This window comes from Campylobacter porcelli, from assembly GCF_002139855.1.
Taxonomy (GTDB): Bacteria; Campylobacterota; Campylobacteria; order Campylobacterales; family Campylobacteraceae; genus Campylobacter; species Campylobacter porcelli.
Map to the genome: position 1 here is coordinate 1343531 of NZ_CP018789.1, position 10389 is coordinate 1353919.

Here is a 10389-nt window from a genome sequence, read left to right on the forward strand (position 1 = left end):
ATGAAATTATAATAAATATAGTTTAGTCTATAAAATTTTATAGACTAAATATGCTTTTGTCCATAATACGCATTTTTACCATGTTTTCTGCTATAATGCTTATCCAAGATATATTTTGGAAAATTTTTTATATCTGGATTTAATTGTATAGATTGATAATTCATTTTAGCTAGCTCCTCTATCACGACAGCATTATGTATAGAGTCGCCAGCACTCTTACCCCAAGCAAACACCCCATGACTTCTTACCAATACTCCTGGAATTGCCATATAATCAATACCTTTAAAAGCTTCTATTATTACTTTTCCAGTATTTTTTTCGTAATTTTCTACTACTTCTATTTCATCTAAATGACGTGTAATGGGGATTGCTCCATAAAAATAATCAGCATGAGTGGTGCCTAGGGCTACTATTTCGCAACCAGCTTGGGCAAATGAGGTAGCATAGTTGGAGTGTGTGTGCGTGATGCCTTTAATATTTGGAAAAGCCTTATATAATTCTAAATGAGTCAAAGTATCAGAAGATGGATTATATTTCCCATCAATTTTATTTCCATCTAAATCTAAAACAACCATATCATCGGCTTTCATTTTATCATACTCTACACCAGAAGGCTTAATAATAATGTAATCTCCATCTCTAGCTGATACATTTCCCCAAGTAAATATTACAAGATTATATTTCACAAGTTCTAAGTTGGCTTTAAAAACTTGTTCTTTAAGCTCTTTAAGCATTTATTAGCTCCTTTTTTATTTTAAAGGTATGTTCTATTGCCTCATTAAATGTGAATTTTTCATTCCAACCTAAAGATTTAATTTTTTCATCATTTAAAGTCGAATTTAAAACAGTCGAAAATCCTTTTTGTTCTTGTTCTGTAGCGTTCTCAAAAACAATTCTAACATTGGCAATTTGAGCTAATTGTTTGGCATAATCTCTTAATAAAACATTTCCAGATTTTGCTGCGACATTGTATGTTTCACCCTTTTTACCTTTTAAAAGAATTGTTAATAATCCCGCAGCGGCATCTAAAACATACAAATAAGAGCGTTTTTGAAGTCCCTCACTTTTTATAATAATATTTTCGTTATTTAATGCTTTAGCTAAAAACTGAACATCTGCTTTTGTGCTATCCATTTTTACTGTTGGACCATAAATATAACCAAGCCTAGCAATTACAATGTCTAGATCATATTCTTCAATATATGAATGGCATAAAGTTTCACAAGTTCTTTTACTTTCAGGATAACAAGCTCTCGATTTCATAAAATTTACAAAACCAATATCATTCTCTTTAAAGGCTTTTATATTATAATTAGAACCATAAACTTCCATTGTAGATAAAAATATACTTTTTGAATTTTTATTTTTCTTTGCAAAATTAAAAACATTTAAAGTTCCTATAATATTTAATTTAATTGTTTCAACGGGCTTTGTCCCGTATAAATGCGGATGAGTATTGCTTGCTGCATGAATTATATAATCAACATAAAAATTATAATCAAATAAATTTGCAATATCTTGAACTAGGATATTAAAATGTTTATTGTTTTTATAGCTTGGAAATCTTTTTTCGAAGTTTTCAATATTGGAAAAAATTGCAAAAATGTTTATATTAAAATCAAATTTTTTATTTAAAAACATTAAAATATCAACAATACATGAGCCTATAAGTCCGCTTGCTCCAGTAATTAATATTGATTTATTTTTTAAAAAAATAAAATCTTCAATAATGATTTTTTTTATATCCTCTTGATAAAGTTTATTATTAATATACATCATTTACCTTGTTTTAATAGTGCTTTAAAGATATCTATATCTTCTTGTGTTGTAATTTTAATGTTTTTACTAGAACCGGTCGAAAAGTATATTGTGCTTCCAGTTTCAGTTACTAATGTGCATGTTGCAACTGAATTTATTATTCCTTTTTCTTTTGCTTTTTTATGCAATTCAACAAGTTGACCTAGTCTTGCACCTTGCGGGGTTTGAGTTCGTTTTAAATTATCTCTTGGGAAGGATTTTTCTGAACTTTCAAAATTATAAGTCTCCATCATTGCCTCATTGCAAGGAACAACAACAACCGTAAAACCATTCTTTTTAATTGAGCAAATACAATCTGAAATAATATCTTCAGATAAATTTGGTCTAATAGCATCATGAATTAACACAATTGAATCATCATTATAAAATTCTGTCAAACCCATAATACCATTTTTGATAGATTCTTGACCCACTGCACCAGCTGGAAATATATGTTTTAACTTTGTAATTTTATATTGCTTAGCGTAGCTTTCTAATATATGTTCCCATCCATCAAGACATACAACAGCTATAATATCTACTGCGGGATGATTTTCGAATTTTTCCATAGTGTATGCAATGATTGGCTTATCATAAACTGTCAAAAATTGCTTAGGAATTGCTTGTTGCATTCTAGCACCTACTCCACCTGCTATAATTAACCCTATGATTGCCATATTAAACATCTCCTTTTTTTAAAAATTTTATAATCTCATCATATATATTTTCCGAAGCGGTTTTGCCATTAATTTTTCCAAAATACTGCTTTACAAATTCTGTTCGTTGCTCTTTTTTATAATCATTATTTTTTATAATAATATTAACAATATAATCTTCTACAGCTTTTTCTAGATCCCCATTTTTAGTGCCGCTTGGTCTATAAAAAAAATTATATAATTCTTCTCCGAACTCGTTTAATTTTGTTCTAGATGTTGGAGTAACGGTATGAAAAATAGGTTTATTAAAAGATGTATATTCTGCCAAAAATGAACATGAATCAGTTATCATTGCGTCGGAAGTAGCAAATAAATCAATAAAATTACCTTCAAATAATTGTGTATTATCCAACTCGTCCCATTTTTTATAGTATTCTTCAGTTTGCTTGATACCCCATCGTATATGATATAAATCTGATTTTAATACAGGATGCGGTCTAAAGGCAAACTGTACTTCATCTTTATATTTTTGTGCTAATTTAAGCATAAAATCATACAAAATATAAAACCCATTATATTGATACATATTTTTTGGATATCTATCAGATCTATGTGGGGCCCATATAATTCTTTTTTTAGGCCTATCTTGTAACTTCCATATATCTACTGGCTTAAAATCTGCTTCAAATCTTTTATCTAGTTTTGGACTACCAGTAACTTTAACATTAATTGCTTTATTCTTCATATATTGTTTAGCCATATTATAATGAATATATGTAGGTCTAAAATATAAATCTACTCTATTATTTAAATCAAAATCTGAAGTCATTTCATCTTGCATTACTGAAAATCCATATTCATTTAAGCAATTAATTTTATCTTGAAAATTATCAATATAATATTTTTCATGAAAATGAAACTTGCAAAAATCAGTATTTATGATAATATCTGGATTATACTCTGTTTTTAGATCTATAAATTTATTTCTATTATAATCATATCCTTTATAATAAACAATATTTCTACTTTTAAGTTCATTTTCAATTTCTGTCATATACTTTTCTTGAATAAGGCGAGTATATGATTTTTCGGGAGCAATAAAAGCAAAAAATTCAAATTGAGAATTTTTATTAAATATATTATATAAATCGTCAAAATGCCAAATACCAGGTCTTTGAACCATTAAACAAATTTTAATCTTTTCACCTTTTTTAAATCTTTTTATAATATCTTTTCGTTTTTTCTTATTTCTTTTTATAATATTATCTACTGTTCTTTTTTTAGACCATAAAGTATAGTTATTTTTAATTTTTATATGCAGTCTATGCAATATAAGTAAATTTATCTTTGTAATATTGTTTGATTTTCTAATAGATAAAAATGGAATGAAAAATAAATAAATGTTCTTGGCACCAATATTTATATTTCTAATTGTCAATATTTTTATACCAAATATCTCTAATATAGATTCTTGATTTTCCATAATATCTCCTGGTTTATTTTTTAATTTTTATTTATAATCATCTTTAAATAAAGTCGCTGGAAATTTAAATACTGATTTTATTTGCCTACTAAAAACCTTAATTCCCAAAATATGATATGTCACCAAATTAACATTCATAATTCTTTTTTCTAAAAACTTAATTCCCAAAATATGATATATTTCTAAATTTGGTTTTATCTTGCTTCTATAGATAGACCACATTAACAATTTAACTTTTACTCTATTTAATATGCTATATTTTTTAATCAAATTAAATCCAAAAAATCTATAAATAGTTATCTTCATACAAGTATAAGGAATATACCGAATGCATTTTTGTATTTTTCTAAATGTTAAAGTAGTATTTTTAAGTGCATTTAAAAGTCCTATGACCATTTCATCATAACTGCTATGGTTATCTAAATAATATTTATAACATTTTCTGCCTTGGTCTCTTTTTCCATTTTTATTTTGATATACCGAATCAATAATATCATTGAATGTATCACATTTAACGCCAAATGCTTGCTTTGATTCTTCTACTATTGCTACAGTATGTTCTTTTGAATTATATATCCATATAGCCTCGTTACTTTTAATTGGTTTATTAATACCAGTAAATAACATTACAGAAGGAAGTTTTAGTTTGGCACCCTCTAGCACACTGGTTCCAATCGCAAATAAAATATCAATATTATCAATAAGATAAGAATCTAAATTATTCCTTGAAATTGTCCCAGTAAATATAAACTCTATATTATCTTCATATTTTTTGCAAAATTCTAGTACATCTTTTTTTGATTTACCATCACCTATAATATGTAATCGTCTTTTTTTATCAGATTGATACTTGGAAAAATTATCTATCAAATAAAATAAACTTTGAATTTTATCTGGATACAATCTGCTTAAAAAAGCAATATTTATACTATTTTGATCTGTATATTTTTTATCACAAAATGTACTAACTGGTGGTAAGGTTATATAAAAATAATCCTTATTTTTAAATCCAACATTATAAGTCATATTAAGACTATATCTACCAGACCAATCATGATATATCATAGCATTATTATCTTTAGCAAGTTTAAAATATTTTTTAGTTTCATTATCAATCAATACTAAATCCCAACCACATTTTATAGTCTCATAATGCCAAAAAAGTACTTTATTATCCGGATTCATATTGGTTAGTTGCACTATTCTAGTACTATTGACTAAAATTATAGTTTTATCTTTTAAAGGGAAATTAGGATTTTTTTCATCATAAGTTAAAAATTTAACCTTTTTATTATTCTTTAAAAGATGCCTAGCATAACTATCTAAATAATCCATATAATAAACATTTAAATCTGTATTTTGAGTTAAATAATTAACAAAATTACAATATACATATGTACCGCCACCAACATTTAGTGCTGGTGCCCATATGCAAATATTATTATAACCTTGTAATTTTATTTCATTTATTATTTTTCTAATTTCTTCGTGTAAATTCACTTATTCCCCTTATTGTATTAATTTATAGAATCCATTTTCACAATAAATAAATTCTATCCCAGCCAAATCAGCAGCTTTTTTATCGCTTAATGTATCTCCAAAAAATTTAGCCACATTTTCATTTTTTAAAATTTGTGCTTTATTTGTTGATATATCTTTGTTAGAATTTACAACATAAATTTCTTTAAAATATTTTCTTAAATCAAATCTATCAATTTGATTTTGCAAACCAACTTTATTATTTCTTGCAGTAACTAAGATTAAATCATTTTCTTTAGAATATTCTTCAAGTACTTTGATTGTTGCAGAGTATAATGTGTCAAGTGCCAAATATTCTTCTTTTTCAATGTTTTCAATCCATTTTGCTTGAATTTCTTTTGCAAGATTTTCATTTATGCCTTTTGAAATTAAATAATCAACATTGTTTTTGTTGTTTCGTTTGAAATCAATTAAATCCGTTGTATCTAAATTAATATCAAATTGTTTTAAAATATCATCGAGAACAACAATATGCCTTTTTCTGCTATCTAAAAGTGTTCCATCAAAATCAAAAGCAACAATAGATCTATCAATCTTAGTCACTACATCATTATAAGCTCTTACTATGTATTGGGGTTGAATTTTATCTGGTACAGTGGCCAAAATTTCATTTTCTGATTTATTAAGCATTATTTCAGCTAATGCCGATACTTCATCCCAACCAGCAGCATATGCTAAACTCATTCCGCCGGCAAATCTAAAATTAACATCTGTTATAACAAATTGATCTATAGAATTTTTCATAAATTGTAAATTGAAGCAATGTGGACAATCAATTTTTTTCGCAAATTCTCTTGCTATATGTTCAAGTTCTAGATTATTAAAAACTTTAGTTTTTGTGCATACCCCAGCTTTTGTTTCAATTCTTTCTCTAGTTACGGTTCTTATTGTATTATGATATTTAAAGCACTCAACAGTATACTCAGGCCCTATACAAATCTCTTGTATTAAATAATCATCTACATTATTTATGTTGTGAATATCTTTGCCCGTAGCAATTCTTGCTCCTATAGATCCAAAACCTTTTTTAGACTTTATAAAATATTTTCTATTTAGTTCTATTTCATTCAAATTATATAGTTTTGGAGTTAAAAAGCCATGTAAATTTAAAAGATTATTCATTGTATCTTTTGATTTGTAGCTACGCCAAAGCTTTGAATCCACAGAAAAAGTTCTAACTCCTATATTTTCTAAGTCTTTATTATCGGAACTAAAAAAACCTTGATCAACATCTAAGATTGTAAATAAAAAATCTATATTTTCTTGTGCTAAAATTTCTAAAATTATATCATAATAGCCCATAGAATCCGACCTTGGCACTTTATAAAAATTATCTAAATAATTACAAGATGCTACTAAATATTTTTCATTAATATCTACTCCAACTATATAAAAATTATTACTAAATTTTTCCTTTAATATTTTTATACAATGGTAAGCCGCATTAGTTCCAGCTGAAAGAAATAGAATTCTAATCATCTACTTTACCTTTGAATAATTCTTCCATAAATTTACCAATACCTTAGCAAGTGTCTAATTGATAAAAATTTTTGCGTTAAAATACTTATAGTTTGCAAGTTTGTATCGACTAAGAGAGTATTGCTCTGCTTTAAACTTAACTCTGACCACTCTTTATTTGAAATAATAATTTTGTTTTGAAGATTATAGTTTTCAATACTAGTTGGATGGTTTGCTTCTATATAATCATCATAATTTGCATAATCTTCCATAACTTCATCCACTTTTTTATCGGTGCTGCCATCATTTATAAGCATTATCTTGATATTTTGATAGGTCTGCGAATAAATATAGTTTAAACACTTATCCAAATATTTGCTAGTATTATAAATAGGGATAATCACACCAACACTCTTGCCACTCATATTTTTCTTAAAATCCTAAATAAAATCTGATTTGAAATCATATCACAATTTATTTAAATAAAATATAAAAAATATATAAAATTTAAATTTATTCAGCTAAAAACAAATACAAATTTAACAACACCAAACCACACAACCATCCAACTAGTATTGAAAACTATAATCTTCAAAACAAAATTATTATTTCAAATAAAATTTGAAAGAGGTTTGTTATTTATGATAAGTGATTTACAAGATTTTATATTTGAAAATAAATTAACTAGAAGTAAAATATTATCTTATTCGTCTTCACTAGCAAATCTTGCAAGGTTTAGAATTAATGTTTATAGAAACCACTCTTTTGAGCTTATAGAAAATTCATTAAAGCCTTTTTTAGATTATGCTCAAATCAGTATAGAATTTAGCTATAGTGATTATGATGATTCGTTATCCTTTTTAAATTTAGATCAAAATTCTGATTTATTGATACTTTGGATAGATTCTACAAGATATCAAAATATTGATTTTAATAAATTTATTATTGACAGAATTGAATATTTAACCAAAATTTATTCTAAAAAAATACTTATTATTCCTTTTGAAACAAATTTAACTATTGAAAACAGTAGCGTAGTTGTTTATAATCTTAATAAAATTAAGCATTTTTTAAATGATGACTATTTAGATCTAAGATTGGAAAAATTTTCTGGAACCAAGCTAAGTTCCAAAGCTTTAATTGAGATTTCTAAAGATTTAGGGTTAAATTATATACCTTCTATACTTTTACCTAATATTAAGGCATTGATTTTTGATTTAGATAATACGCTATATAAAGGCGTATTGGGGGAAGATAAAATATATGGGTTAGAACTAACTAATGCTCATAAATTACTTCAAGAACATATTGTAGAATTATCTAAACAGGGTTTTTTTATTTGTTTAGCATCTAAAAATGAAGAGCAAGATGTTATTGAAATGTTTAAAACTAGAAAAGATTTTCCACTCCAACTAGAGCATATTACAAAATACTATATATCTTGGAAAGAAAAATCCAAAGCAGTAAGTGAAATTATTAAATTTCTCAATATTGGCATTGATAGCGTTTTATTTATTGATGATAATATGGGTGAAATAATTTCTATGTTAAATGATTATCCAAGTATAAAATATATCGTGGCTAAAAATAAAGCAGATATAACGCTTAATGTTTTAAAAAATTATCCTAGAATGTTGAAGTTAAATATAAAAGATGAAGATAAAATACGCTCTAAAGATACTCAAGCTAATAAGCAAAGAGAGTTTTTACAAAAAACTTTATCTAAAGCAGATTATATAAAAAGTTTAGATATTAAATTGACATATTCAATAAATAACAATAAGCAAATTCCTAGAATTTCTGAATTAGCTAATAAAACTAACCAATTTATTTGTGGATATAAGAGATATAGCGAAACTGAAGTTAAGGAATTAATGAACGATAAGAATTGTATGGTAATCACTATTAAATTGGAAGATAAGTTATCTAATAGCGGCATCATTGGAGTTTGTGTATTTAGAGATAAAAATAGATATTTAGAAATGGAAGAGTGTTTTATTAGTTGCCGAGCATTAGGTAGAGGTATTGATAATAGCATTGTACTTTATCCTATACAATTAGCTCTTGATAAATTTGGTCGTTCTGAGTTTAAAATTAATTTTATAAAGGGTGAAAGAAATAAACCTGCTGAGAATTTTTTAGTAGAAAATTTATTTGATTTTATTAATGCTAGTTCTAAATTTAATAAAGACATTAATCAAGATTTAGTGTCAATTATAATAGAGGAGTAAATATGGACAATAAAATTATTGAAATAATTTCTACAATTGCGAAAATTAATAGAGATCAATTAATAGAAAAAATAGATATTGAGAAATTGTGGGAGTCAATAGTTCATGTTGAGATTATTATAGCTTTAGAAGAAGAATTTGATATTGTCTTTACCCAAGAAGAGATTGGTGATACAACTACCGTTAGAAAAATTATTGACTTAATAAAAACGAAAGCACAATAGATGTTTCATAGCTTTAAAGAGAAAGGTTTTGCATATTCTATTAGACCAGTGACACTAGATGATGCTCAGTTTATTATTGATATAAGACTAGAAGATTCTGAGCGTAATAAATATATACATAAAATCTCTAGAGATTTAAAATTACAAATTAATTGGCTAAACAAATATTTTAAATCACCTGATGATTATTATTTTGTAGTTGAAAATAACTTAACTGGAGAAAAAGAAGGTTTAATTGGTATTTATAATATAAAGGATAGAGTTGCAGAATTAGGTCGTTGGGTTGTAAAAAAAGGTTCAATGGCTACAATTGAAAGTATACAATTGGCATATAAATTTGCTTTTAAAAGATTAAATTTAGCGGAAATATACACCAAAACAATAGAAGATAATGTATTGGTTGTAGAATTTCATAAATCAATTGGAGCTAAAACTAGAAAAATTTTAATTAATGAATTCGAAATAGATGGGCAAAGCTATAATGCAGTATGGCAATTTATTGATAGAGATAATTATTTTTCATGTGTTAGTTTTGGCTTAGAAGAGAAATCTATAAAAATATTTCAAAGAAATTTAAAAGTAGCATTAGGAAATTTTGAATTTCACCATATAGGCATAGCAACTAAAAATATTGAAAAGGAATTCAAAACTTATGCTATGCTTGGATATACCAAAGAAGCCTTCTTTGATGGTGATATTAATCAAGGGGTAAAAGGTCTTTTTATAACGGCAAAAAATCAACCAAGATTGGAATTATTGGAAAATTTAGAAGGTTCAAGCACATTGGATTATTGGCTAAAACAAGGTATTAAGTTATATCATTTTGGATATATGGTTAGCGATATTGATAAAGCATTTGAAATTTTTACAGTTAAGCTAGGAGCAAAAATTATATCTCCAATGAAAATATCTCAATTTTTTGGTAAAAGAATTTGCTTTGTGGTTTTAAATAACATGTTTATAATAGAATTGATTGAAAGCAAATCATAAAAATATAAATT

At 26.0% G+C, this 10389-nt stretch carries 10 protein-coding genes; 3 read left to right on the forward strand and 7 right to left on the reverse strand.

Features of this window, described 5'->3' with window-relative positions; genetic code table 11:
- Nucleotides 1-44 precede the first annotated feature (44 nt).
- The 7 genes from CSUIS_RS06785 to CSUIS_RS06815 are packed head-to-tail and all read right to left on the reverse strand — an operon-like array spanning nt 45 to nt 7358.
- Entirely contained in the window at nt 45-734 is a 690-nt protein-coding gene (locus CSUIS_RS06785; RefSeq protein WP_086298159.1) for an L-ribulose-5-phosphate 4-epimerase, read from the reverse strand.
- Nucleotides 727-1776, reverse strand: coding sequence for an NAD-dependent epimerase/dehydratase family protein (locus tag CSUIS_RS06790; protein WP_192940176.1), 1050 nt, complete (start codon nt 1774-1776; stop codon nt 727-729). The genes CSUIS_RS06785 and CSUIS_RS06790 overlap by 8 nt, the downstream gene beginning before the upstream one ends.
- Nucleotides 1776-2474 carry an IspD/TarI family cytidylyltransferase gene (locus CSUIS_RS06795; protein ID WP_086298612.1) on the reverse strand — a complete coding sequence of 233 codons (699 nt, stop codon included), beginning with the start codon at nt 2472-2474 and terminating at the stop codon, nt 1776-1778. Before CSUIS_RS06795 ends, CSUIS_RS06790 begins: the two co-directional genes overlap by 1 nt.
- Before the next feature lies 1 nt (nt 2475).
- Entirely contained in the window at nt 2476-3936 is a 1461-nt protein-coding gene (locus CSUIS_RS06800; RefSeq protein WP_086298165.1) for a CDP-glycerol glycerophosphotransferase family protein, read from the reverse strand.
- Nucleotides 3937-3963: 27 nt separating this feature from the next.
- The gene (locus tag CSUIS_RS06805) at nt 3964-5436 is read right to left on the reverse strand and encodes a glycosyltransferase (RefSeq protein WP_086298170.1); all 1473 of its coding nucleotides are present in this window, start codon (nt 5434-5436) and stop codon (nt 3964-3966) included.
- A gap of 9 nt (nt 5437-5445) precedes the next feature.
- On the reverse strand, nt 5446-6954 hold the full coding sequence (locus CSUIS_RS06810; protein WP_086298173.1) for an ATP-grasp domain-containing protein: 1509 nt from the start codon (nt 6952-6954) through the stop codon (nt 5446-5448).
- 32 nt (nt 6955-6986) lie between these two features.
- Nucleotides 6987-7358 carry a glycosyltransferase family A protein gene (locus tag CSUIS_RS06815; RefSeq protein WP_086298176.1) on the reverse strand — a complete coding sequence of 124 codons (372 nt, stop codon included), beginning with the start codon at nt 7356-7358 and terminating at the stop codon, nt 6987-6989.
- A 216-nt stretch (nt 7359-7574) separates the two neighbouring features.
- Between CSUIS_RS06815 and CSUIS_RS06820 the strand changes: the two genes are divergently transcribed.
- The 3 genes from CSUIS_RS06820 to CSUIS_RS06830 are packed head-to-tail and all read left to right on the forward strand — an operon-like array spanning nt 7575 to nt 10378.
- On the forward strand, nt 7575-9164 hold the full coding sequence (locus CSUIS_RS06820) for an HAD-IIIC family phosphatase (RefSeq protein ID WP_086298179.1): 1590 nt from the start codon (nt 7575-7577) through the stop codon (nt 9162-9164).
- A 2-nt stretch (nt 9165-9166) separates the two neighbouring features.
- The gene (locus CSUIS_RS06825; protein ID WP_086298182.1) at nt 9167-9388 is read left to right on the forward strand and encodes an acyl carrier protein; all 222 of its coding nucleotides are present in this window, start codon (nt 9167-9169) and stop codon (nt 9386-9388) included.
- The gene (locus tag CSUIS_RS06830) at nt 9389-10378 is read left to right on the forward strand and encodes a GNAT family N-acetyltransferase (RefSeq protein WP_086298185.1); all 990 of its coding nucleotides are present in this window, start codon (nt 9389-9391) and stop codon (nt 10376-10378) included.
- The last annotated feature ends 11 nt before the right edge of the window (nt 10379-10389 follow it).